Raw genomic sequence first — 24,123 nt, 5'->3', positions numbered from 1 at the left:
GGTTTTTTTTGTATTAAATGTTCTAAAACTACTTGGAAATAATTGAAAAAAGCGTACATTAAGCAGAAATCAAATTCTAGTAATTATGTATACTTCATCACATAAATAAAGATATATTCTGGAGCGCATATGAGCATTTTAAAAGAATTTAGAGAGTTTGCTATTAAAGGCAACATGATGGACCTGGCAGTCGGTGTCATCATTGGTGGTGCATTCGGTAAGATTATTGATTCACTGGTAAAAGATGTGATCATGCCGCTGATTTCATGGATTTTAGGTGGTGATGTCGATTTCACCAATAAATTCCTGATTCTGGGTGATAACCCGAACAATGTCCAAACCTTGGCTGCTGCCCAGGAAGCCGGTCTGAACATTTTCCATTATGGTAATTTCCTGACCATCTTCATTAACTTCCTGTTATTGGCCTGGGTGGTGTTCTGGTTGGTGAAACTGATGAACAAAATGCGCCGTAAGCAGGAAGCAGAGCCAGAACCGGCAGCAACTCCAGAAGATATCGAATTACTGCGTGAAATTCGTGACGAATTGAAAAAACGTCCGCAGGCGTAATTGAAAGCAAAAGAAAACGGCGCAAAGGCGCCGTTTTTTTATAGAATCCCTCCCCAACTTCCCTTTAATAAAGAGAGGAGAAGTCCCTCTTTGCTAAAGGGGGATTTAGAGGGATTAAAAATCCATCCGGAATTTAATTTCCACCAAATGAAAACCAAACTGGCTTTTGACCGGGCCATGCAACACCCGTTCAGCAGCCGTAAAGACCAGTTTATCAATCACTGGAACCAGTTGGCCTTTTTTCACTTCACCGAGTTCGCCGCCACGTTTGGCTGAGTTGCAGGTGGAATACTGTTTGGCAATTTTGGCAAAGTCTGCACCTGCTTGCAGCTTCTTTTTCAGCTGCTCGGCAGTATCTTTATCTTTTACCAGAATATGACGGACGATGGCCGTTTTCATGGGTATTACCTCGCTGTATGTTTCGGCTTGCTGGCTTTAGGATGAGCCAGTTTGACTTTCTTCAGCGGTTGGCACTCCGGGCAAAACACTGAGGCGCGCTGACCAAGCTTGAGATTTTCCAGTGTGGTTTCACAGTTGACACACATTTCACCGGCACGACCATAGGCCAGCAGGGTTTGCTGAAAATAGCCATTTTCGCCCATGGCATTGCTATAGTCGCGTAAGGTCGATCCACCCAAATCAATGGCCTGTTTTAAAATCCGCTTGATCTCCACAGTTAGTTTGTCAATCTGTTCCAGACTTAAGCTCGACGCCGGTTGTGCCGGGTGAATGCCCAGATTAAACAGACTTTCTGTGGCGTAAATATTGCCCACGCCCACCACCACATGGTTATCCATGATTGCAATTTTAATGCCGACATTTTTGTTTTTCAGTTTATCGGCCAGATAGTGGGCATTGAAGGCCTCGCTTAAAGGTTCAGGTCCGAGCGTATCAATCAGTTTGCTTTGCGAGTTTTCATCTAGCCAGAGAATGCAGCCAAAACGGCGCGGGTCGTGGTAGCGCAACTGAATATCATCAAACTGGATAATCAGATGGTCATGTTTGCGCAGTTCGGCCTCGGGCTCACATAGGCGGAAGCTGCCGGACATGCCCAGATGCCACAGCATGCTGTCCTGTTCAAACTGGGCCAGAATATATTTGGAGCGACGGGTCAGGTTCAGCAGTTTTTGCCCGACCAGTTTTTGTAGATCGTCTGGAATTGGCCAGCGTAAGCTGGACTGGCGTACCTGCACGGAATGCACACGCTGTTCTAGCAGCGGCAATAAACTGGTTTTGGTGGTTTCGACTTCAGGTAATTCAGGCATGGACAGGCTTCGGCATGAGGATGCAGCTAATATCGGGTTGAATCTTGAAAAATACAAGACAGGGCAAGGCTGCATTATAAAGTGAATTGCCGCACCGCGCAGCCTGATCAGTCTTGCAGCTCAAATTGAACATTCACAGAAAAAGAAAAGCGATTCAGCGTCCAGGTAAAAAAATGTAAGCCTGCACATCATTAATGTTGAAAATCACATGCCGCCCATAAAAAAAACGTCAAGATAGGGCAAAACAAAAATGAGTTATCCAGATGAGGAGCAATATGCATACGCCGCAACACATCATCGAGATCTGTCAGCAGCAGCAACGTCAATTGAATCTGTTTCTCGATTTAGACGGCACTCTGGCCGATTTTCAGCTTGACCCGCAGCACAGTTTTATTCCCACCTCGACTTTAAACACCCTGGCCGAATTATTGCAGTTGGGGATTCCGGTGAGTGTGGTTACTGGCCGTTCCATTGAGATGGCCAGACAGCTGTTACAGCAGTTACCGCTGCCGATTGCTGAGTTACATGGATTACAAATTTGGTGGAATAGTACAAAGAAATTACAACTTGATTTAAGTCATATTAATTATAAGCAGCTCCGGGCAGACCTGAGTCAGGCCTGTCGCGCCTACCCGAATTTACGTATTGAGGATAAGCAGTTTTCGGTAGCCCTGCACTACCGGGAATATCCAGAGCTTGCGCCGGTTGCACAGCAGATTATGGCGGTGCTGCAAGTGCGTTATCCTCAACTTAAGCTCAAGCAGGGCAAGTGTGTGGTCGAGCTTTTGCCTCAGCAAGCGAGTAAAGGTTTTGCAATTAGTCGCTTACTGGAAGCAATGCCAGAAAACAGCACTTTTCCCATTTTTATTGGTGATGATGTGACGGATGAAGATGGATTTGCCGTGGTCAATCAGCATCAGGGTTTGAGTATTAAAGTTGGTGAAGGCGAGACACTGGCCCGCTATCGGCTGGCCAATACCCAAGCGGTGGCGGAGTTGCTGCATTTAATAAAAATACATTGCGAAACAGGAGCAATGACCATCAAAAGAGGATGTGAGGGTAAAAATGTCAAAGCTAATCGTGTTATCCAATCGGATCAGTTTACCGAATCCTGAAAAAAAAGCCGCAGGTGGTCTGGCGGTGGCCATGCAAGATGCACTGCATGATATTGGCGGGGTCTGGGTGGGCTGGAATGGTGAAAGAGTCGAGCAATTTTCCCAGCTGAAATTCGACTCGGTGCAGCATCAGGGTGTGGAATATCTGACCAGCCCCTTAACTGAACAGCAGTACCAGCAATATTACTGTGGCTTTGCCAACAATGCCTTGTGGCCGGCCATGCATGATCGCAGCAATTTAATTGAATACTCCACAGACGAATATCTGACTTATCAGGAAGTCAATCGCATGTTTGCCGAACAGCTACAGGCGATTGCTGAGCCGGATGATGTGATCTGGGTGCATGACTATCATTTTTTCAGTATCGCCCGGCATTGCCGCCAGTTAGGCATGCATAACAAGATTGGTTTTTTCCTGCATATTCCTTTTGCCCATGAAGCGGTGTGGCGGGAAATTCCGGTGGCATCACGTTTACTGCAAGACCTCTGTGAATATGATGTAGTTGGACTGCAAACCCAGCGCGATCAGCAGCAATGTATGCGCATTTGCCAGACCATGCTCAGTGGTGAGGAAATTCATCCTTATATCCTGCGTTATCAGAATAAGCTGACCATGATGAAGAGTTACCCCATTGGGGTGAATCCAGACCTCATCCAGCACGCGGCCGCTCAGCCCTTAACGAGCACCCAAGATATCTTTGATTTTGACTCCCTGGCCCAACAAAAAACTATTATCGGCGTTGACCGGATTGATTATTCCAAAGGGCTGTTAGAACGTTTTGATGCTTTTGCCCATTTCCTGGCTTCTTATCCTGAATATCATCAGCAGGTGGTGGACCTGCAAATTGCCTGTCCATGCCGCATGGATATTCCCGCCTATCAGCGCCTGTACCAGCGTTTAGAAGACCAGATTGCCGCCATTAACAGCCAATATGCTACAGCAGACTGGTTGCCGGTGAATTGCAGTCATCAGATCTTGGCGCATGAGGTGTTGATGAAAATTTACCGCCAGTCGGATATTTGCTGGGTCACTTCGTTAAAAGACGGTATGAATTTGGTGGCCAAAGAATATATTGCCGCTCAGGATGCCAATGATCCGGGCGTGCTGATTTTGTCCGATAAAGCTGGTGCTGCAGACCAGATGCCGGATGCGCTGATTGTGAATCCACATGACCGCGAGGCCATGACGCGAGCCCTGAAACAGGCACTGGAGATGCCGCGAGCAGAGCGGATACAGCGTTACAGTCGCTTAATGGATGGTCTGAAAAAATTTGATATTGCCGACTGGCGTACTACTTTCTTAAATGATCTGCGCCATAACAGCTTCCTGTATCACTACAAGATGCCGCTTCGCGCCCAGGTCTCGCCGGTGATTCACTAATACGTTAACAATTTTCAATATTTATCTGCCCAGCCACGTGCTAAATCTAAACAGGGTCATCAGTTAAAAACATCAACATCGCCGTACCGTGACTGCAAGTTTGGCTACTCATGCCCGCTTGTGGTCACTGTGCTGGCAATGATGACAACCGGATAGATTGAGAACAATTATATATTTGGAATATAGAACCACTATGGACCAGATTCTGGCTGAATTTGAACAGCAGACAGCGCCTACCGCCGAAGATTACGTCACCACACTACGCCGTTTGCTGGCAGTATCACTTGAATTTCCTCATCCGGGCAGGGGGCAAACCCTGCTGCGCTGGCAACTGCTGGCCAAAGTTGCGGCCACCGATTTAACTTTGGTGAAATGGCTGGAATCACATTTCGATGCGCTGAGTATTTTAAACGAACTACAGATTCAGTCCGTTCCGGCGGGCTGGTGGGCAGTCTGGGCCGCGGAAGGCCATCCACAACCTGTACAGTATGAGCAGGGCTATTGTTCCGGTTATAAGGCTTGGTGCTCGGCGGCATATGCGGTGGATTTTGGTTTAATGACTTATCGCGGTGCAGATGGCCAGTCACAATTATTGATGGTCGAGATGCAGCAGCCTTCAATCCAAGTAGATGATAGCAGTTGGCAAGCCATCGGTATGCAGCAGACGGCCACAGCAACTGTTCATTTTCAGCACACTCCAGCCACACGCATTGCACAACCCGGAGATTATCTGAATCGGTCGGGCTTCTGGCATGGTGCAGCCGGTGTTGCGGCCTGCTGGTATGGTGCTACAGTACGTCTGGCTGAATATTTACAGCAGCATGTGCAGCAGAAAACCCATGCCTATCATGAATTGTATTTGGGCGAAGTCAGTACCCGACTGGCCGTGACACGACAGTTTTTTACCCATGTGGCTGCCCAGATAGATGCAGCGCCGGCACACAGCCATGAACTGATCATCCGGATGTTACGCGCCCAAGTTGAGGATACGGCGCTGCTGGTATTGGAAAAGGTCGGAAAAGCGCTAGGCGCACGACCTTTTTGCGAGCAGGCACATTTTGCCCGGTTGGCTGCCGACTTGCCGGTATTTTTGCGCCAGAGTCATGCTGCTTTTGATCTGGCTGCAATTGGCCGCTTATCGCTACAGGAGGGGCAAACATGGCAACTCTGATTGATCCGGTAGTCGGTGACCGGAAAATCTATGGTAGCGGTACCGATCAGGCGCAGTGGCTCAATTGGTCCGGACTGACCGGGCTGCCGGATTTGAATCTGACGCAGCACTTTCCTGAGCGTGGCCGGGTACTAATTTTCGCGCCACATCCCGATGATGAAATTCTCGGTTGTGCGGGTCTGATGCAGCAACTGGCCGCGGCAGGGCGTGAACTGCTGCTGGTTGCAGTAACCAATGGTACCGGCAGCCATCCTCGGTCAAAACGTTATAGCGTTGAGCAGCTGAATGTGCTGCGGCCACAAGAAAGTCTGAATGCCTTGGCGGTGCTGGGACTGGAACATAAGGTCCAGCGCATTGCCCTGAATATTGCTGATGGCCAGGTGATGCAGGCTGAATCCGAACTGTTGCAGCAGCTACAAAACCGGGTGCAGCCCGAGGATATTCTGGTGACCACCTTCGCTCAAGATGGCCATCCCGATCATGAAGCCACCGGACGGGTGGTGCAGCACTGGGCCAGACAGCACCGGCAGCGCTGTTATCAGGTGCTGATTTGGGCCTGGCATTGGGCCATGCCAGCAGATGCACGGATTCCCTGGGCACAGGCACGAAAACTCCGTTTAACTGCGCAGCAGCTGGCCTTAAAACAGCAGGCGATTCAGTGTTTTAAAACCCAGATCGAGGCTGATGACACCATTCACCAGCCGCCAATTTTATCGGCAAAAACCATTTCACGGCTCTTAATCCCGTACGAGGTCTATATTGATGCGACTGAACACGGATGACTATTTTGACCAGCTGTATCAGGACAATGATGATCCCTGGCACTATCAGCAGCGCTGGTATGAGCAGCGTAAACGGCAGCTGTGTCTGGCGGCCTTGCCGCAGGCGCAGTTTCAGCGGGTCCTGGAAATTGGCTGCAGCAATGGCATCTTCAGTGAATTGCTGGCTCCGCGTTGTCAGCAGCTCATCTGTGTAGATGCCAACCGTCGTGCGGTTGAACTGGCACAGGCCCGTCTGGCGAGGTTTGCGCATGTGCAGGTGCGGCAACAACGTGTCCCTGAAACCCATCTGGCGCTGGAAAATGATAGTCTATTTGATCTGATTATTCTCAGTGAAGTGGCCTATTACCTGCGTCCGGCCGAATTAGTGCAGCTAATGCAGCAGCTGCAGCAGTGTTTAAGTGCAGACGGTACGCTGCTGGCCTGTCACTGGCGTTACCCGATTGCAGGCTTTGAGCTGAATGGCGATCAGGTACATGCCTGTTTAAGGCAACACTTGGTGCTGCATCATTATTTGCAGATGAATGATCCGGATTTTCTGCTCGATCTCTGGACTCAAGATGCACAATCTGTGGCTGCGCGGGAGGGACTGATATGAGGATGGCGGTGGTGGTGCCTGCCTATAACGAAGCCGAAACGCTGGGCGCCTGTCTGGCGGCTATTCAGCAGGCCATTGCACAATTACCGCCCGTTGTGTCTGAAGTAAAGGTGCTGGTGGTGCTGGACAGTTGTGATGATCAGTCTGTTGAAATTGTACAACAGGCCGGAATCGACTACTTGTGTTGTGAAGTACGCTGTGTTGGTAAGGCACGGGATTTGGGCGTGCGCGCCATGATTGCCAAAGGTGCTGACTGGATTGCCTGTACCGATGCCGATACCCAGGTTGATGCGCAGTGGTTATCTGCACAATATGCCCATCAGCCGGCAGCGCTGATTTGCGGCGTGGTTGAAATTAAAGACTGGTCGCCTTTATCTGTGGCCGCCCGGCAGAAATATCTGCGCCATTATCAGGACAAAATGGACCATCGGCATGTGCATGGGGCCAATCTCAGTTTTTCTGCTGCGGCCTATTTAAAAGCCGGTGGTTTTCAGGCCAGCAGCTGTCATGAATATGTGCAGCTGGTCGAGCAGATGCAGTGCTTAAACCTGCCGATTGTCTGGAGCAACCAGGTACGGGTCATCACCAGCAGTCGTCTGGACAGCCGGGTCAGTGATGGCTTTGCTGCCTATTTAAACCGGCTGGAACAGGCTTGTCGTGCTGCGTCTGAAGTGTGATCGCTCGTGCAAAAAATGGCTGTCATCGGGCTGACAAAAACGCAGCGTATTTTGATCAACGCCACAGTTTAATTCGGTTACATAAAGCGGTAAAAATAAACAGCTTTTAGCCAATTCGGCCGTTTATCTCGGTTAGAATAATTTTCATGAAAATCATAAGGCAGGATCGCCCCATGGCATTATTATTTGAACCTATCCATTTTGGCACGCTTGAATTAGACAACAGAATTATTATTGCCCCCATGTGCCAATATTCGGCCAATGATAAAGGCGAGCTCAGCTATTGGCATGAGCAGCAATGGGCTAACTATGCCTTGTCGGGTGCCGGTTTATGTATTATTGAAGCCACGGCGGTGCAGCCAGAAGGGCGGATCAGCTATGCCGATTTAGGCCTGTGGAATGATTTGCAGCGTGCGCAGATGAAAGCCTTGCTGGCCAAAGTCAAAACCTTGTCACCAATGCCATTTGCGGTGCAGCTGGCACATGCCGGACGTAAGGCATCTACAGATAAACCGTGGCTGGGCAAAGACCAGTTTGCGCCGGATCATGCCCAGGGCTGGCAAACCGTATCGGCCAGTAATTTGCCGTTTAACCCGACCGATCATGCCCCCCATGCACTAAGTCTGAATGAAATTGAACAGGTAATTGCTGACTTTGCCAGTGCTGCGGTACGTGCAGTGGATGCCGGCTTTGATTTAATTGAAATTCATGCTGCCCATGGCTATTTGCTGCATCAGTTTATGTCGCCATTATCCAATGTCCGCGATGATGAATATGGCGGCAGCTTTGAAAACCGGATCCGTTTAACTCTGGAGGTATTCCAGGCCATGAAGCAGGTGGTGCCAGAAGGTTATCCGATTGGGGTGCGTCTGTCTGCTACCGACTGGATGGATGCGCAGGGCGGCTGGAATATCCAGTCTACGGTTGGGGTGGCCAAAGCGCTGGAACAGTTGGGTGCGGCTTATATTCATGTGTCTAGTGCCGGTCTGCATGCCCAGCAGAGTATCGAGATCGGGCCAAGCTATCAGGTGCCTTTTGCCCATGCCATTAAACAGGCGGTACATCGTATTCCGGTGATTTCTGTGGGCCTGATTACCGAAGCGGTACAGGCTGAAGAAATTCTGCAAAATCAGTATGCAGATGCCATTGGACTGGCACGAGCGATGCTTTATGATCCACGTTGGCCGTGGCATGCCGCTGCTGAACTGGGCGGGCAGATTGCCATCGCGCCGCAATACTTGCGCTGTCAGCCGCATGGTTTAAAAGATTTGTTCCATCCATTTCCTGTTCAGGAATAAGCAACAGCAGCATCAGGGATGATGCGTTTTAGATCTCGCTCTAGAGAAGGAAGGCACTTTTGTTGCTGAATATTTTACTGCCCTTGGTGGCAGTACTGGCGCTGGGCTATAGCAGCGTACGTACCAATTTTCTGGCGGCCACGCATATTCAGGCCCTGAGCCAGTTTGTGATGAAGGTTTCACTGCCAGCCTTTTTACTGTATGCCCTGGCCAGTAAAGATCTGGCTGAAATCTGGCATCCGGGTTATTTTATTGGTTATGGACTGGGCTCGCTGATCCTGTTTTTTCTGGCGTTAGTCATTTATAAAACCTATTTCCGGCATAGCCTGACCCACGCCAGTGTGCTGTCGATGGGCGCGTCGATGTCCAATACCGGCTTTATTGGCACGGCTATTTTAACCCTGCTGATTGGCAGTCATTCCGCCATTTATCTGTCATTAACTCTAATTATTGAAAACCTGATTATTGTGGCGATGGTGCTGTTTCTGGCCGAAGCCGGTTTGCAAAAGCAAAACCATCATCTTTCGACGTTATATCTGAAGACCTTAAAAAGTCTGCTAAAAAATCCGGTGATTCTGTCGATTATTGCCGGGATGGCCTGTGTCTTGCTCAATTTAAAACTACCGGACAGCATCAATCAGATTCTGGAGATGCTCGGCAAAACTGCATCGCCGTTGGCTTTATTTGTGATTGGCGGCAGTCTGGTCGGAATGCGCCTGCATTCGGTCAATCTGCAAAGTGTGCTGCTGGTCGGGATGAAAGTCCTGCTGATGCCGCTGGTTATTTTCACCTTGTTGTGGAGTTTGCCCAATGTCAGCTCAGAAATGCTGTTTGTTGGTACGTTGCTGGCGGCATTGCCGATGCCTGTGGCCTTTGGGATTTTTGGCCAGAATTATGGCCTGAATGAACAGGCACTCCAGCCTTTAATTATGAGTACGGTCCTGGGTTTAATCGGAGTGGCTTTCTGGTTAAGTCAGTCATCGCATTTTCTTTAAATCTTTATGTATCCCAAATAAAAAAGCCCGGTCATCGGGCTTTTTTCGGTCAGCCGCATTAGCTTTTCTTGGCTGCTGCTTTTGGTGGATTCTTGGCTTGATCGGCAATCATCTTGTCCACCACAGCCAGCAATTCTTTGGCTTGCGGGACATTTTCCTTGGCTAGGGCAGAGAAAATCTTTTTCGCTTCCGGCAGGTTTTGCGGCACGATGTTGCCATTGGTAAACATATTGCCAACCGCCATCAGCGCTGGAATATAGCCTTTTTGTGCTAAATCCTGAATGCTCTTTAAGCCTTGCTGAATGGGTGCTTCATTTTTGTTTTTAAAGCCCAGGCTAATGTCATATAAGGCTTTGGCATGAATGGCCTGATTGTTGCCTTTTTTAATAAGGGGTTCCAGTAATTGCAGGCCTTTTTTATCTGAATCGGCTTTGTTTTCAGAGAAATACACCACCGCTAAATCAATGGTGGCATCATGAAAGCCTTGTGATGAAGCTTTTTGCAGATACTGTTTGGCTTTATTGGTATCCTGTTTTAGACCCAAAGTGCCGGTCAGATGGTTTTTACCGAGTACATAATTCGCCACCGGATAGCCTTTTTTCGCGGCCTGCTCATATAGCTCGATGGCTTTCTTTTCATTTTTGGCCGTACCTTGGCCGGTTTGGGTCAAATAACCCAGATTATAAATCGCTTGCGGATTACCGGTTTTGGCCAGTTTGTCTAATTCCTGATAGGCACCGCTCAGGTTGTTGGCTTTGACCATGGCTTCAATTTTGGCGAAAGCCGGATCGGTCGGAATACTGTTATTGCTGTTGGCGAGGGTAAATTGTGTCGAAAGGGCAACCAGACTTGCCAAAATCAGTTTTTTCATCGTTGTATAAAACCTTGTATCAATGACCACATAATTCCATTTATGTGTGGGGAATAAATTGTCACTCATCATCATAAGATGAAATCAAAGAATGTAAATATAGATGTATCGGAATCCGGTAATTTTTTCAAACCACGTAGGAACAATAATAAAAAAATCCTGAATTTAAGGATTGCTTCAATTTGTAAATCAGTCTCGTTTTTTTGACGGATAAAAAAACAACCCAAGTTACACGTGTCACTTGGGCTGTTTTTCATAGATCTGCTAGTGACACGCTTAATTTTGCGGCCGCGCCACATCACCGCTTAAAGCTTCAGGTAAATCCAGAACTGTTACATCTAGCTCGGTTAAGGCATCCGGTTTGGCCACCACCAAAGCTTTATAACCGCCATCAATGGCCAGGCTATTCACCACCTCTACATCATTGTTCAGTTTGCTGGCGACAGCCGGAGCATCGCCTGTACCTTGAATCAGATGCAGCCAGTGTTTTGGCTTGGCTTTAAACCATAAACGGGCAATCACTTCCTGACCCAAATAACAGCCTTTGTCATAATGAATGCCTTCACGCTGATGCAAACGCAGTTCCTGTGGCTGGAAGAGTTCCGCGGTGCTGGCCTGAATCCAGGCCTGACCACTTTCAAGCGCCTTTAATTGCCATGCTTGAATATCCTGTTCAGTACTTGTGAACTGGGTGTTTAGACCGTTTACGACCGGATAAACCTGACCGGCTTCTTCCAGTTTCATTTTCGAGAAAGCACCAAACTTTTTAATGTGTTTGGCAAAGTCTTCAGCTTGATCGGCCGTTACTACAATTTCAAACTGTTCAGCATTCTGTTTGGTCAGCCATAAACCAAACAGAATACGGCCTTTCAGACTACAAATTGCAGTATAACGGGTTTCGGTTTGCGGCAGTTTTTCGACATCTACCGTGACTTGACCTTGTAAGAATTTTTGCGCATCTACACCGTTTAAAGTGAATGCAGAGAAAGTCAGATTACTCATGTTCTAATCTCGAAACCGTATCTAATACTAAAGAATGAGGTTAATTTTGCGCTATTTTTCAAAAAAAATCATATTTCTGGCCAGAATTTTCTACTAGATGTAACCAAATTTTTCAAAAATGTATCTTTTTTAACTTAAGTTTATGAAATATATGAAATTTGGGAAATAGGCTTCGGGCAGCGTACAATGCCAAGCAGCATGAATGTTAAACAACAAAACTTTGAAAGAAGAAGTCAGAACAAGGCAGGTACGCTATGAATAACAACTACCGTAAACCGCTGCAAGGCACCCCGCTAGAATATTATGATGTGCGACAAGCCGTTGAAGATATTCAGCCAGGCGCATATGCCAAACTTCCTTATACCTCCAAAGTGCTGGCCGAGCAGTTGGTGCGTCGTTGTGATCCAGCCATTTTAGAGCAGTCCTTACGCCAGCTGATTGAACGCAAGCAGGAGCATGATTTTCCATGGTATCCAGCACGTGTAGTCTGTCATGATATTTTGGGGCAAACGGCACTGGTCGATCTTGCCGGTCTGCGTGATGCCATTGCCGATCAGGGCGGTGATCCATCCAAAGTCAATCCGGTGGTGCCAACCCAGCTGATTGTCGATCACTCACTGGCGGTGGAATACGGTGGATTTGATCCGGATGCATTTGAGAAAAACCGTGCAGTCGAAGACCGTCGTAATGAAGACCGTTTCCATTTTATTGAATGGACCAAAACAGCCTTTAAAAATGTCGATGTGATTCCGGCAGGCAACGGCATCATGCATCAAATTAACCTGGAAAAAATGTCACCGGTAATTCAAAACCGTGATGGCGTAGCATTCCCGGATACCTGCGTGGGTACAGACTCGCATACCCCGCATACCGATGCGCTAGGCGTGATTTCAGTCGGTGTGGGTGGTCTTGAAGCTGAAAACGTGATGCTTGGCCGTGCTTCTTGGATGCGTCTGCCGGACATTATTGGGGTGGAATTGGTTGGTCAGCGTCAGCCGGGCATTACTGCAACAGATATCGTCTTGGCGTTAACTGAATTCCTGCGTAAAGAACGTGTGGTCGGTGCCTATTTAGAGTTCTTTGGTGAAGGTGCGGACAGCATGTCAGTGGGTGATCGTGCCACCATCTCCAACATGACCCCTGAATATGGCGCAACCGCGGCGATGTTCTACATTGATCAGAACACCATTGATTATTTGACTTTGACTGGTCGTGAGCCTGAACAAGTCAAACTGGTTGAAACCTATGCCAAAGAAATTGGGCTTTGGGCAAGCGACATGACACAGGCGGAATATCCACGTGTGCTGCGTTTCGACTTATCAACCGTAACCCGTAATATTGCAGGGCCGTCGAACCCACATGCACGTGTATCCACAAGTGACTTAAAAGAAAAAGGTATTGCCGGTGTTGTTGAACAGCGTACCGATGGTTTGATGCCAGATGGTGCCATTATCATTGCCGCGATTACCTCATGTACCAATACCTCAAACCCACGTAATACCGTTGCGGCAGGTTTGCTGGCACGTAAAGCCAATGAGCTCGGTCTTGTGCGTAAACCGTGGGTGAAATCATCTTTTGCACCGGGGTCTAAAGCAGCTGCATTGTATTTGGAAGAAGCGGGTGTACTGAAAGATTTAGAAAAACTCGGCTTTGGTATCGTCGCTTATGCTTGTACCACTTGTAACGGGATGTCAGGCGCGCTTGATCCAAAGATTCAGCAAGAAATTATTGACCGTGACCTGTATGCGACTGCGGTGCTGTCGGGCAACCGTAACTTTGATGGTCGTATTCATCCTTATGCGAAACAGGCTTTCCTCGCATCTCCACCATTGGTTGTGGCGTATGCGATTGCCGGAACCATTCGTTTTGACATCGAAAAAGATGCGTTGGGCACCGACCAGAATGGTAATCCAATTTATCTGAAAGACATCTGGCCGTCGGATGAAGAAATTGATGCGTTAGTCAAAACTTCGGTGAAGCCTGAGCAGTTCCAGAAAGTTTATATTCCAATGTTTGACTTGGGTGAAGTGGAGCAGGCGGCAAGTCCGCTGTATGACTGGCGTCCGCAAAGTACTTATATTCGCCGTCCACCATATTGGGAAGGCGCGCTGGCTGCACCGCGTACTTTGGCCAATATGCGTCCGCTGGCAATTTTGGGCGATAACATCACCACCGATCATTTATCTCCATCGAATGCAATTATTCTGGATTCGGCGGCAGGTGAATATCTGGCGAAAATGGGCTTGCCTGAGGAAGATTTCAACTCCTATGCCACCCACCGCGGTGATCACTTGACGGCACAACGTGCAACGCTGGCCAACCCGAAATTGTTTAATGAAATGGTGGTACGTTCTGACGGTACCATTAAGCAAGGTTCCAAAGCGCGTGTCGAGCCTGAAGGTGAAGTAATGCGGATGTGGGAAGCGATTGAAACCTACATGAATCGTAAACAGCCGCTGATTATTGTTGCCGGTAAAGACTACGGCCAAGGCTCAAGCCGTGACTGGGCGGCTAAAGGTGTACGCCTTGCTGGTGTTGAAGCGATTGTGGCAGAAGGTTTTGAGCGTATTCACCGAACTAACCTGGTTGGGATGGGTGTATTGCCGCTTGAGTTTAAGCCGGGCACAGACCGTAAAACTCTAGGTTTGGATGGTACTGAGCTTTATAGCGTGATTGGTAATATCGCGCCACGTTCGACGTTGACTTTGGTGATTGAGCGTTCCACCGCTGATGGTAAAAATCAGATTCTGGAAGTGCCAGTAACCTGTCGTTTAGATACCGAAGAAGAAGTATCTGTATATGAGGCGGGCGGTGTATTGCAACGCTTTGCGCAGGACTTCTTGGAAGGGAATGTGGCTTAATTATTAAATGAATCCTCCCCAACCCTCCTTTAAGAAAGGAGGGAGTTTCTCTTTTTTTCTTATGCCATGTATGGCTCAGGGTTAGGGGGAGATTAAAGTTATTGAAATTGTTTAAAAACGCTCTAATGTACATTGGGGCGTTTTTTATTGGTGCTTACAGAGAAGATTCGAAGGAGGTTTTAAGATTGAATTAAAAAGTGGACTTCTGTCATACGTCCAGTGGTCGATATTAAGGCTGATTCCCTATTCATTATTTAAAATAAATTATGATCCTAGCCAAAATAATGGACAGTACTTCCCTCTAAAGATAACGTAACGTTAACTTTGGAGATACAAGAAATGGCCAAACGTTTTAGTCCTGAATTTAAACAGCAAGCAATTGATTATGCACTTTCAAACTCACACGAGTCTGTAGCTGCAATCGCCCAGAAATTAGGTGTGGGTTATTCAACATTAGATAAATGGATTCGTGAAACCAATCCGGCAGGTTCAAGCAAACGTCAACTTTCACCAGAACAACAGCGGATCTTGGAATTAGAGAAAGAAGTCAAACAGCTCAGGGAAGCCAATGACATCTTAAAAAAAGCGCATGTGTACTTTCTGACAGATCATTCCAAGAAAAGTGCACGGTAATTCAAGATCTAGCTGTGAATGGAGTCACTGTATCTTCTGTCTGTAAATGCCTGGGTGTCAGCACTTCAGACTATTATGCCTGGCGAAAACGCCAGGCCAATACAGCGCAAAAATATAATGATTTAAAAGCCGTATATTGGCAGCATCATGCACGATTGGGTGCACCTTCATTGGTACATGACATGCATGATTTAGGTTACAGCATGAGCGAACGAACCGTTGGAAGAATGCTTAAAAAGCTTGGTTTACGTAGCAGGATTGCACGTAAATACAAGCATACGACAGATTCAAACCATCGTTTGCTTACAGCACCAAATCTGTTGGAGCGTCAATTTACAGTCATTCAGCCTAACAAGGTTTGGACAACGGATATTACCTACATCCGTACCACGCAAGGTTGGCTGTATTTATGTGTGATGCTGGATCTATTTAGTCGTCGTATTGTGGGTTGGCAAACCAGCCATCGAATAGACCGTCAATTGGTGTGTGATGCATTTAATTGTGCAATGGCTCGTCAGGGTTATCCAACGGGTGTCATGGTGCATTCCCTTGCGAAGCAGTGCTTCTCAGGCTCACAGTACTGTAGTCGTGATTTTAGGGTGCTATTATTAACGAATAACTGTATTCAAAGTATGTCACGCAGGGGGAACTGTTGGGATAATGCAGTGACTGAAAGCTTCTTTCATACATTAAAAGGTCATGTGGTACATGGCAGTGTGTTTTCGACTCGAAAAGAAGCGAATGCTGTCTTGTTTGACTATATTGAAATTTATTACAATCGAGTCAGAAGGCATTCCGCAAACGGCTGGTTAAGCCCAGAAGCATTTGAACAGAAACATTTTAAGAGTTTAGAGGGACCGACTGTCCACAATACTGTCTAGGATCATTTTAAAAATTAAATAAGAATAAAAAATCTTTTCCTGATTGCGGGATTTAATACCAAATTAATTAGCATCTACAACTCAAATTGGAAAAATTTCTTATTAAATTTCTATAAAGCCAGCTTAATTTTCTATCAAAATTATCCTTCGCCCAAACGCCATCATCACTCGTCGAAATGGACAATAGACAATCATCACAGATTGGTTATACTGAATAGACCATTTCTAAATCATACGGAGAACAAAGATGGTAACTGCAGGCGACAAGCCAGGAACAGGCTTCTATTTTTGTGTCCAATGCGGACATCGCGTTTACTTAGAAATTGGTACAGACCGTTTACCCCCGTGTACCAAATGCCAAGGCAATCAATTTAACAATAAGAATGCCTAAGCAACAGCACTCAAACAGTTACCCTCTGTTTTGAATGAAAGCCCTATCACACGATAGGGCTTTTTAATGGGATCAATAAAAATATTCTGAATTTTCAGGGTGTTAGAACAGTTGAAGCCCTACAAAAAGAAAGCACAAAATCAAGATAAAATTGAGTAGGTTTAAGGCTGTATCTTAGTGAAAATGAATAATAAAAATTTGGGTGTTTATTACTTAAATCTGTTTAAAAAATAGTCATTAACCCCCATATTGAATAAGACATATAGCATATTTCAGGTGCAGTCTTTGCAACATTATCTTGACCTTAACCATGACTCTGGTGTGGCCAATTATGAAATTGGTCACGAGTTTATTCGGGTTCAGTTCCGTAAAAATAGCAGGGTCTATACTTATAGCTATGCCAGCGCCGGTGTGCAGCATGTCGAGAATATGAAACAGCTGGCCCAATATGGCGATGGGCTGAATGCCTATATCAACCGTTATACTCGCTGGCTGTATTTAAAATAAATAACTGGCCTGTTTTTTGCTTCATGATGCTTCCTAGGAGCGCCACATCCACTTTCGGGTGGATGCTGGTTTTAAAGAAAAATCATCAGGAGCAAAGCCATGTCAAACTCTCAAGCTGCCGATTCTTATACTCAATTGCCGGTCAAGGCGCATCTGCTGGCGGGTTGGCCGTTACTGCTGGTGCTGTTTGGTGGTGCCATTGGGGTGGTTTATGCCGTGCTGGCTTACATGCTGAATATCAAAATTTATCAATCGACCTTATCTAAACTGAATAAAGTCTTGGCCAATTTGCTCTGTGGCATGTCAGCCTTAAGTGGCTGGTGGTTTAGCGCCCAGCTCACTCAAGGACATTTATTTTAAACAGCTCGATACCTCACGATTAAAGATCTGCAATGTCCTGAACCGGGCAGAATAATCTATGCCTGAATATTCCAGAAAAATACGGAATCATGAAAAAGAATCATGATTATGGCAGCTTGAAAATAAAAAATTCTATCTAAACCGTTTGATGTGAGAAAAATTATCAAAAAGATGAAAAAACGCCGTAGCTTAGGAAAACAATCCCATCCGCTTTTGACTATTCTATTGCTCAAGGGTGAAAGGGGATCGAAAAGAGTAGATTGCTACCAGTAACGTATCACGTGCGTGTAGTACTTACCCACAAGGTCTCGATTCGGCTTAGGACGCTATAGATCAGAAGTTTATAGGCAAAAAGTTAGAACTTACCAAGTTTTAATAGTTGAAGTATTTCCCGCTCCCTTAAAAATAAAAAATTCAACATCTCCATTCTTATAAACCTGTTTATTTTTTCTCTCACTGCATTCATTCAAATCACCTTCATTTTCCTTTCAGTTATCGCAACTTTATTTGCCAGAATCTTACAGGGTACTGAAAGCAGCTATGCTATAAAAATAAAAACTACCGAGCAGAACAATGAAAATTTATGTCACCAGTCTTATGCTCGATGATCAGGAAAAAGCCTTGCAGTTTTATACCCAGATACTCGGTTTTCAGCTAAAATAGGATGTGCCGGTGTGAGTATCGCTGGCTGACGCTGGTTTCTCCCGAGCAGCCAGATGGTGTAGAACTGTCGCTAGAACCAGATGTGCATCCCGCAGCGAAAGCCTTTAAAGCCGCCATCAAGGCAGATGGTATTGCTTATACCTCATTTCAGGTCAACGATCTTGAGGCAGAATATCAGCGTTTACTCGCGCTAGGTGTGGTTTTTACTCAAGCACCGATGCTGGCTGGCAATGTGAAAATTGCCGTGCTGGAAGATGGCTGCGGTAATTTAATTCAACTGATGCAGCCGCTGCCTGAGTCATCATAATCACTTAGATAAATTCTCTTAAAATCGCCATTTTCTGCAAAATAAAATGAAGAATTTAACCTAGTGTATAAAAATTTCTTGTGATTAAGCTTTATTAGGGAAAATTTCCTGAAAATATTTTAAATTGACTGATCTTCGGAAAACAATTTCGGCAGGCTTTGACTACTATATCTCTCAAGGGTGTGACGGGATCGAAAAGAGTAGCATGCTGTCAGCGGCGCAAAACGCGAGTGCAGTACTCACCCAAAAGGTCTCGATTCGGCTTAGGACGCTATAGATTAGAAGTTTATAGGCTATAAGATCATGACGTACAACGTGATGATAGTTGAAGTAAACAGCAAGTTTTCCCTGACACCCTAAAAATTCCGTGCATGACCAGAACAACAAACTATAAAAATCAAACTCGAAAAACCAGAGAATAAAAACTATTTCTCTCCAGTAGCTTCCCGATTAAATATCTATCTTCTCAATAGATTGACAGCAGATTGGCCGCTTGATATTTTGCCCGCTTTCGACTCCCAGGCCGTACCGTCATGCCTTTAAACGACAACTTTGTATATTGCCCGCCGCAAGAGCCTCTGGTCCTGGTCTATGAAGATGATGATCTGGTGGTGATTGAAAAGCCAGCAGGTTTGCTGTCGGTGCCGGGGCGGTTGCCGGAGCATCAGGACAGTGCCTATTTACGCGTGTTGGCGCGCTATCCACAGGCCAAAATTACCCATCGTTTAGATATGGCCACCTCGGGTATTCTGATGTTTGCCAAACATCGTGATGCAGAAGTAGCGGTGAGTAAAATGTTTCAGGCGCGCACCGTGACCAAGCACTATATTGCCCTGGTACAGGGCAAACTCGACGGTGAGGGCAAAGTCGAAGTGCCCTTAATTACTGACTGGGAAAACCGGCCGCGTCAGATGGTGCATTTTGAACTGGGTAAGCCGGCACAGACTTTATATCAGGGACTGGACTATAATGCAGAGACAGATATCAGCCGGGTATTGCTGACTCCAATTACCGGGCGTTCACACCAGCTGCGCGTGCATATGCAGTATATCGGCCATCCAATTACCGGCGATAAGCTGTATCATCCAGAACCTGCACGCAGTCCCCTAAAACGCATGGCCTTGCATGCCAGTTATCTGGCTTTTACTCAGCCTTTAAGCGGTGCCGCGGTTGAAATTCATGGACAGGTACCGTTTTAAGCAGTTGATCTGATTTTGAGTGCGCCCCCCAAAACAGGGGATTGCCGATCCGGATAGAGATCAGGATGATAGAACAGAAAAAAATTAAGCGCTCTATCTCGGAACTGCAACAAAATTAGGGTAAGCTGACCAGTAGAACAACAACACAGAACAAGGACAAAACGATGTCACGCGATTATGAACAATTTCCAGATGACGACAACGGCAACGTACTTTGGCAAATGCATGAAGATGGTGATGATCTGGACGAGGCACATGAAATTGAATATTCAATTGCCTTTACCGACCAGGAACAGGCTGAACGTTGTGCCTTATTTCTGTTAAATGAAGAACAAAAAATCTCTTTATTTCAGGATGATGATTCTGGTGTGACCGAATGGATTATTACCATTTATGTTTATATGGAACCGGCCTATGCCGATATTGTCGACTTGGAAGAATGGTTCACCAAAATCGCCAACCAGTTCCAGGGTGAATATGATGGCTGGGGCTGCATGGCCTATGTCTATGATGATGAAGACGAAGAAGAAAACTATCCGGTTTAACCCCATTTTCTAGTACAAAAAAGCATGCCGGAGCGCATGCTTTTTTGCTTTACGCTCGCTTCAACCAAAGTCATACACAGGCCCAAGGCAGAAGGCGTAGACTGAAAATTATTCGCTGTAAACAGGTGACGTCATGCAACACAGCGTACAGTTACACCGTATATTTCAGGCGCCGTTATCACGGGTATATCGGGCCTTTGTCGATCCGCATGCCCTGGTCAAATGGATGGCACCACATGGCTTTACCGTGCAGATTGAACAGTTTGAACCCGTGGTCAACGGTCAATATAAAATTGCCTTTTGTAATTTGAGCACGGGCAAATGCCACGGTTTTCACGGGCAGTATCTGGAAGTGATTCCCGAGCAGCGACTGCGTTATCAGGATGAGTTTGATAGCCCAGATTTACCCGGACTGATTCAGGTCACAATTGAGTTTAAGGCGGTATCGGTCGGAACCGAAGTCTGGATTTAGCAGGACAATCTGCCCGATGCCATTCCCGTCGATGGCTGTTATTTGGGCTGGCAGGAATGTCTGGATTTACTCAGCCTGCTGGTGACCCCTGACATTCCGGATGAGTAAAACCATGCCCATTGCTACCAAACGTATTTATCAGGCTGTAAGCAAGCAGGACGGTACCCGGATTCTGCTGGACCGGATCTGGCCGCGCGGGATCAAAAAAGCCGATGCCCAGATTGACCTGTGGCCGAAGGATTTAACCCCCTCGACCGAACTGCGTAAATGGTTCCATGAAGATACTGAGCGGCACTGGCCCGAGTTTCAGCAGCGTTATCGGCAAGAGTTGCAGCAGCATTTGGACGCGGTGGAGGAAATCCGGCAACTGGCGCAGAAGGGACCAATTACCCTGTTAACCGCAGCAGAAAACGAACAGCATAATCATTTGCAGGTGTTTAAACAGCTGCTGGAACACCCGGGCAAATAACACAAATATTGTTATTAATCCCTAAACCGGTTAGGGATTTTAACGTGATGAAAAATATAAATGTTATAGTAGACCTTTATATTTTTTATTTTGCTCGTTTCGAGGTTTTTATGTCTTTACCGAATTGCCCAAAATGCCAGTCCGAATATACCTATCAAGATGGTGACTTGCTGATTTGTCCTGAATGCGCACATGAATGGAAAGAAGGGGAGCAGGCAGAAGCCGAGGCCGGCGCCATCATTAAAGATGCCAATGGTAATGTACTGGCCGATGGCGATACCGTGACGGTGATTAAAGACCTGAAAATTAAAGGTTCATCTTCTGTGGTGAAAGTGGGTACCAAAGTGAAAAATATCCGCCTATTGCCAGAAGCATCAGATGGTCATGATATTGACTGTAAAGTAGATGGTATTGGCGCAATTAAACTGAAATCGGAATATGTGAAAAAAGCATAATCGCACTGTTTCTCTTGGGTTTTATCTTGCTTTGAAGCAGGGTAAAACCCTGAATTTTTAAGATCACATCTGCACCATATCGGGAGAAGGCTGATGCCACATATCCATCTTGAATATTCAGATCAGCTGCAGGCGCTTGAAATGAAGCCTTTGCTCAGTCGTATCAACCGGACGCTGGTCGAGAATGGCCTGTTTGGTAATGCCTCTGATATTAAAAGTCGCGCCATCTGCCAGCAGGACTATGTGATTGGACTGGATGAAAGCGCACAGGCCTATGTGCATGCCAAAATCTCGATTTTAAAAGGCCGTAGTACCGCCCTAAAGCAGGAAATTTCCCGGACCGTGCTGGAGGTGTTGCAGGATTATCTACCGCCACAGAATGAATTGACGTTGCAACTGTGTGTCGAAATTCTGGAAATGGACCCGGATATTTACAGCAAAGCCATCATTCATCCTTAATATTTTTCCCTTGCAATGGCACAGTTGTGTATGTGGCATTTTGCTGCTTTCAATACTTTCCCATCTTCATCTTCTGTGCTGTTTCTTGCTGAAATTAGGCGTTTTTTTACAGGAATCTATTTGAAATAAAGAGCCGAAGCTCGTAAATAATAAATAAAGAGCAACAGGATGTGCCCAGCCATGCGAAAACAGAACAATAAACCGGGTCTGCTCCAGCCCGAAGCGAAGCCGCCGCGTCCCCATCACTGGAAGCCGGAAAAATCTGCCGCCAGTTGGGTCAAGCGGGATATTGAAGATATTCAGCGTGATCCACGCTTCCGGCAGTATCCTCATCTGGCCAGACAGAAAATCCGTTTTTATGCCGGGGTGCCAATTCAAAGCAAACAGGGGCTGGCCATAGGCAGCTTATGTATTCTGGACAAGCAGGTGCGGCAGATGTCTGAAGAAGATCTGGATTTGCTGAAAGCACTGGCGCTGGATTTACAGGAGACCTTAAGCAGTGAGCGATTACGCAAACAGAAGCTGGAGGAAATCCAGCGTTTGGGCCAGGCCGATTTAAGTCAGGCCGTGGTGACAGATTCCTAATGATTGCATCCTTGTCCACATACGGCTGTTTGCATCTGGCCGTTAGGTTATCGTTTAAAACTAGGGGAGAGCAGTTCGTTGGCCTTTCATGATTTTTATCGCTTAAGTTCGCATGCGGTAATTTGTAATGCCCAGCAGCAGGTGCTGTTACTTAAAGCTACCTATGCCGATCAGGCCTGGGGCTTACCGGGTGGCGCGCTGGATATGGGGGAAACCATCCACGAGGCCTTAATTCGGGAATGTCAGGAAGAAATTGGCTGTCAGGTGCAGGTGGGGTATTTGTCGGGTGTGTATTTTCATGCAGCGGTGCAATCCCATGCTTTTATTTTTCGCTGTCATGTACCGGAAGATGCACAGATTCAGCTAAGCGATGAACATGCCGAATATCGCTGGTTTGATCTGGCGCAACTGGCGCCGGTTCAGCGGACTCGGGTAGAAGATTGTCTGAATTTTCAGGGCAATGTCATCAGCCGGAGTTTTTAAACTGCGGCTTGCAAGATGATTACACAAAAGTGATCAAACAGTTGTTAGACAAGCCCTGTAAACAGCCGCGACAATGTTTGGTTTAGAGTGCCGTGTGTTGCGAGGCTTGTAGGGTGGCAATAATTTCATCCAGCTTTTTGATGCGTTTAACCTCATCCCATAGCGCTTTGGCTTCTGGATAATGTTTCGACATCATGCCCAGCCATTGTTTATAACGCCCCAGCATACCAATTTCGGTTTTGGCCGGACCGTAAATAAAGCGAATTTGTAAATCAAGCAAATCTGGCCAGCTCAGTAAGGGTGCATCAGAATTCTGGCGGATACATTGAGTGAGGTCGGGGGTGGTGACGGCACCACGACCAATCATTAAATCTTCACAGCCCGATTCTAACTGGCATTGTTTGGCATCGGCATTGGTCCAGATTTCCCCATTGGCAATCACATTAATCTTTAAGGCTTCACGAATCGGGGCCAGCTGATCCCAAAAGGCCGGCGGGGTATAACCATCGGCTTTGGTGCGCGCATGGACCGTGACCCAGGAGGCGCCTGCATCTTCAATGGCATGGGCATTGTCCAGCATGAAGTTGCGATCCATATAGCCTAAGCGCATTTTGGCAGAAACCGGAATATGTGCCGGCACGGCATCGCGCACAGCTTTGACCAGCTCATGTACCACTTCCGGTTCATCTAGCAGGACCGAACCGCCACGATGACGGTTTACGGTTTTGGCCGGACAGCCAAAGTTCAGGTCAATCGCTGGTGCGCCCATGGCTGCAACTTTGACTGCATTAGCGGCTAGCATGTCCGGGTTGTTGCCCAGAAACTGCACATGCACTGGGGTGCCAGCCGCAGTTTTACCGCCGTTCAATAATTCCGGGCAATAGCTGTGATAGATATGATCGGGCAGGATTGAGTCGGTGACCCGAATAAACTCAGTCACACACCAGTCGAAGCTGCCGACAGACGTGAGGACATCACGCATGATCGGATCGGTTAAGCCTTCCATGGGTGCAAGCACAAGTTTCAACGCGTTCACCTGTTAATTTGAAAAACGGTGTTATACGTTTTTTTTACCAAGATGTCTAGGAAAAGGTCTTTGAAGTATTGTAGAGCGAGATAAGGCTTAGCCTTTAT

At 46.7% G+C, this 24,123-nt stretch carries 28 protein-coding genes and 1 pseudogene; 24 read left to right on the top strand and 5 right to left on the bottom strand.

Annotated elements, in window-relative coordinates; translation table 11 throughout:
• Nucleotides 1–129 precede the first annotated feature (129 nt).
• Nucleotides 130–567: a large conductance mechanosensitive channel protein MscL gene (gene mscL / locus ACPEPR_RS13395; protein WP_005175830.1), complete on the top strand. Its 438-nt coding sequence runs from the start codon at nt 130–132 to the stop codon at nt 565–567.
• Nucleotides 568–681: 114 nt separating this feature from the next.
• Here mscL and ACPEPR_RS13390 read toward each other — a convergent pair whose 3' ends face one another.
• Both ACPEPR_RS13390 and mutM read right to left on the bottom strand, forming a co-directional pair.
• On the bottom strand, nt 682–966 hold the full coding sequence (locus ACPEPR_RS13390; protein ID WP_005175832.1) for a peptidylprolyl isomerase: 285 nt from the start codon (nt 964–966) through the stop codon (nt 682–684).
• 5 nt (nt 967–971) lie between these two features.
• A complete protein-coding gene (mutM, locus tag ACPEPR_RS13385; RefSeq protein ID WP_168399557.1) occupies nt 972–1,832 on the bottom strand; it encodes a bifunctional DNA-formamidopyrimidine glycosylase/DNA-(apurinic or apyrimidinic site) lyase in 861 nt (286 codons plus the stop codon).
• A gap of 275 nt (nt 1,833–2,107) precedes the next feature.
• On the opposite strand from mutM, the gene otsB reads away from it, so the two are divergent.
• From otsB to ACPEPR_RS13345, 8 genes are all read left to right on the top strand, one after another.
• The gene (otsB, locus tag ACPEPR_RS13380) at nt 2,108–2,947 is read left to right on the top strand and encodes a trehalose-phosphatase (protein ID WP_423562539.1); all 840 of its coding nucleotides are present in this window, start codon (nt 2,108–2,110) and stop codon (nt 2,945–2,947) included.
• A complete protein-coding gene (locus ACPEPR_RS13375) occupies nt 2,898–4,328 on the top strand; it encodes an alpha,alpha-trehalose-phosphate synthase (UDP-forming) (protein WP_423562538.1) in 1,431 nt (476 codons plus the stop codon). Before otsB ends, ACPEPR_RS13375 begins: the two co-directional genes overlap by 50 nt.
• 193 nt (nt 4,329–4,521) lie before the next feature.
• A complete protein-coding gene (locus ACPEPR_RS13370; RefSeq protein ID WP_087662252.1) occupies nt 4,522–5,499 on the top strand; it encodes an acyl-CoA dehydrogenase in 978 nt (325 codons plus the stop codon).
• Nucleotides 5,487–6,281 (top strand): PIG-L deacetylase family protein, encoded by a 795-nt coding sequence (locus tag ACPEPR_RS13365; protein WP_168391104.1) that lies wholly within the window; start codon nt 5,487–5,489, stop codon nt 6,279–6,281. Before ACPEPR_RS13370 ends, ACPEPR_RS13365 begins: the two co-directional genes overlap by 13 nt.
• Nucleotides 6,262–6,876: an SAM-dependent methyltransferase gene (locus tag ACPEPR_RS13360; protein WP_168397273.1), complete on the top strand. Its 615-nt coding sequence runs from the start codon at nt 6,262–6,264 to the stop codon at nt 6,874–6,876. The genes ACPEPR_RS13365 and ACPEPR_RS13360 overlap by 20 nt, the downstream gene beginning before the upstream one ends.
• A complete protein-coding gene (locus ACPEPR_RS13355; RefSeq protein WP_423562537.1) occupies nt 6,873–7,553 on the top strand; it encodes a glycosyltransferase in 681 nt (226 codons plus the stop codon). Before ACPEPR_RS13360 ends, ACPEPR_RS13355 begins: the two co-directional genes overlap by 4 nt.
• A gap of 173 nt (nt 7,554–7,726) precedes the next feature.
• The gene (locus ACPEPR_RS13350; protein ID WP_016659829.1) at nt 7,727–8,851 is read left to right on the top strand and encodes an NADH:flavin oxidoreductase/NADH oxidase; all 1,125 of its coding nucleotides are present in this window, start codon (nt 7,727–7,729) and stop codon (nt 8,849–8,851) included.
• A gap of 59 nt (nt 8,852–8,910) precedes the next feature.
• Nucleotides 8,911–9,846 carry an AEC family transporter gene (locus tag ACPEPR_RS13345; RefSeq protein ID WP_104471987.1) on the top strand — a complete coding sequence of 312 codons (936 nt, stop codon included), beginning with the start codon at nt 8,911–8,913 and terminating at the stop codon, nt 9,844–9,846.
• Between the two features lie 58 nt (nt 9,847–9,904).
• Here the strand turns inward: ACPEPR_RS13345 and ACPEPR_RS13340 are convergent, their stop codons facing one another.
• Nucleotides 9,905–10,717, bottom strand: coding sequence for a tetratricopeptide repeat protein (locus ACPEPR_RS13340; RefSeq protein ID WP_423562536.1), 813 nt, complete (start codon nt 10,715–10,717; stop codon nt 9,905–9,907).
• Between the two features lie 276 nt (nt 10,718–10,993).
• On the bottom strand, nt 10,994–11,719 hold the full coding sequence (locus ACPEPR_RS13335; protein ID WP_168384074.1) for a YgfZ/GcvT domain-containing protein: 726 nt from the start codon (nt 11,717–11,719) through the stop codon (nt 10,994–10,996).
• A 254-nt stretch (nt 11,720–11,973) separates the two neighbouring features.
• On the opposite strand from ACPEPR_RS13335, the gene acnD reads away from it, so the two are divergent.
• From acnD to ACPEPR_RS13260, 15 genes and pseudogenes are all read left to right on the top strand, one after another.
• Nucleotides 11,974–14,580 carry a Fe/S-dependent 2-methylisocitrate dehydratase AcnD gene (acnD, locus tag ACPEPR_RS13330; protein WP_075175421.1) on the top strand — a complete coding sequence of 869 codons (2,607 nt, stop codon included), beginning with the start codon at nt 11,974–11,976 and terminating at the stop codon, nt 14,578–14,580.
• 339 nt (nt 14,581–14,919) lie between these two features.
• Nucleotides 14,920–16,094, top strand: a protein-coding gene (locus ACPEPR_RS13325) for an IS3 family transposase (RefSeq protein WP_423562535.1) whose coding sequence is annotated in 2 segments (ribosomal slippage) — nt 14,920–15,154 and nt 15,154–16,094 — 1,176 coding nt in all. Because the reading frame shifts where the segments join, the coding sequence is not laid out codon by codon here.
• 247 nt (nt 16,095–16,341) lie between these two features.
• Nucleotides 16,342–16,485 (top strand): zinc ribbon-containing protein, encoded by a 144-nt coding sequence (locus tag ACPEPR_RS13320; protein ID WP_075167893.1) that lies wholly within the window; start codon nt 16,342–16,344, stop codon nt 16,483–16,485.
• A gap of 285 nt (nt 16,486–16,770) precedes the next feature.
• Nucleotides 16,771–16,992 carry a hypothetical protein gene (locus tag ACPEPR_RS13315; protein ID WP_075167930.1) on the top strand — a complete coding sequence of 74 codons (222 nt, stop codon included), beginning with the start codon at nt 16,771–16,773 and terminating at the stop codon, nt 16,990–16,992.
• Between the two features lie 99 nt (nt 16,993–17,091).
• The gene (locus ACPEPR_RS13310) at nt 17,092–17,352 is read left to right on the top strand and encodes a hypothetical protein (protein WP_423562534.1); all 261 of its coding nucleotides are present in this window, start codon (nt 17,092–17,094) and stop codon (nt 17,350–17,352) included.
• A 573-nt stretch (nt 17,353–17,925) separates the two neighbouring features.
• Nucleotides 17,926–18,015: a VOC family protein gene (locus ACPEPR_RS13305; RefSeq protein ID WP_278251962.1), complete on the top strand. Its 90-nt coding sequence runs from the start codon at nt 17,926–17,928 to the stop codon at nt 18,013–18,015.
• Between the two features lies 1 nt (nt 18,016).
• A complete protein-coding gene (locus tag ACPEPR_RS13300; protein WP_278251963.1) occupies nt 18,017–18,322 on the top strand; it encodes a VOC family protein in 306 nt (101 codons plus the stop codon).
• A 533-nt stretch (nt 18,323–18,855) separates the two neighbouring features.
• Entirely contained in the window at nt 18,856–19,521 is a 666-nt protein-coding gene (locus ACPEPR_RS13295; RefSeq protein WP_016659843.1) for a pseudouridine synthase, read from the top strand.
• A gap of 164 nt (nt 19,522–19,685) precedes the next feature.
• The gene (locus ACPEPR_RS13290) at nt 19,686–20,066 is read left to right on the top strand and encodes a ribonuclease E inhibitor RraB (protein ID WP_016659844.1); all 381 of its coding nucleotides are present in this window, start codon (nt 19,686–19,688) and stop codon (nt 20,064–20,066) included.
• Between the two features lie 133 nt (nt 20,067–20,199).
• Nucleotides 20,200–20,646: pseudogene (locus ACPEPR_RS13285) on the top strand (SRPBCC family protein).
• A 4-nt stretch (nt 20,647–20,650) separates the two neighbouring features.
• Nucleotides 20,651–21,007 (top strand): DUF488 domain-containing protein, encoded by a 357-nt coding sequence (locus ACPEPR_RS13280; protein ID WP_005175875.1) that lies wholly within the window; start codon nt 20,651–20,653, stop codon nt 21,005–21,007.
• A 110-nt stretch (nt 21,008–21,117) separates the two neighbouring features.
• On the top strand, nt 21,118–21,462 hold the full coding sequence (locus ACPEPR_RS13275) for a zinc ribbon domain-containing protein YjdM (protein ID WP_016659847.1): 345 nt from the start codon (nt 21,118–21,120) through the stop codon (nt 21,460–21,462).
• 93 nt (nt 21,463–21,555) lie between these two features.
• Entirely contained in the window at nt 21,556–21,921 is a 366-nt protein-coding gene (locus tag ACPEPR_RS13270; RefSeq protein WP_016659848.1) for a 5-carboxymethyl-2-hydroxymuconate Delta-isomerase, read from the top strand.
• A 180-nt stretch (nt 21,922–22,101) separates the two neighbouring features.
• Nucleotides 22,102–22,506, top strand: a complete 405-nt coding sequence (locus ACPEPR_RS13265; RefSeq protein WP_228277919.1) for a GAF domain-containing protein — start codon at nt 22,102–22,104, stop codon at nt 22,504–22,506.
• Nucleotides 22,507–22,584: 78 nt separating this feature from the next.
• Nucleotides 22,585–22,989: an NUDIX hydrolase gene (locus ACPEPR_RS13260; RefSeq protein ID WP_005175886.1), complete on the top strand. Its 405-nt coding sequence runs from the start codon at nt 22,585–22,587 to the stop codon at nt 22,987–22,989.
• 82 nt (nt 22,990–23,071) lie between these two features.
• Here the strand turns inward: ACPEPR_RS13260 and ACPEPR_RS13255 are convergent, their stop codons facing one another.
• The gene (locus tag ACPEPR_RS13255; RefSeq protein ID WP_286414691.1) at nt 23,072–24,016 is read right to left on the bottom strand and encodes a tRNA dihydrouridine synthase; all 945 of its coding nucleotides are present in this window, start codon (nt 24,014–24,016) and stop codon (nt 23,072–23,074) included.
• Between the last annotated feature and the right edge of the window lie 107 nt (nt 24,017–24,123).

It is taken from the genome of Acinetobacter sp. AND/436 (genome assembly GCF_049546925.1).
Lineage (GTDB): Bacteria > Pseudomonadota > Gammaproteobacteria > Pseudomonadales > Moraxellaceae > Acinetobacter > Acinetobacter indicus.
This window is presented reverse-complemented; position numbering and strand designations above follow the sequence as displayed.